1 protein-coding gene is annotated in these 213 nt (G+C 45.1%); it reads left to right on the top strand.

The window, feature by feature from the left end; all coding sequences use genetic code 11:
* Window positions 1-213: protein adenylyltransferase SelO family protein (locus tag AB4512_RS23200; protein WP_372175873.1), on the top strand; the 213-nt coding region annotated here is incomplete at both ends.

Here is a 213-nt window from a genome sequence, read left to right as displayed (position 1 = left end):
ACCAAGGTCGTTATGCTTTCAATCAACAGCCTAGAATTGGATTGTGGAACCTATCGGCACTGGCGCACTCACTTTCGCCTCTGGTGGATAAAGCCGAACTTGAGGCTGCACTCGAACAATACGAACCACAAATGAATGGTTATTTCAGTCAGATGATGCGTCGTAAATTGGGGCTGATTTCGAAACAAGAAGGTGACAGTCGTTTGTTTGAAT

Origin of the sequence: Vibrio sp. 10N.222.52.B7 (assembly GCF_041474275.1) — a bacterium.
Lineage (GTDB): Bacteria > Pseudomonadota > Gammaproteobacteria > Enterobacterales > Vibrionaceae > Vibrio > Vibrio crassostreae_C.
Note: the sequence above shows the minus strand (reverse complement) of the source record. Positions and strands in the feature narration are given on the sequence as shown.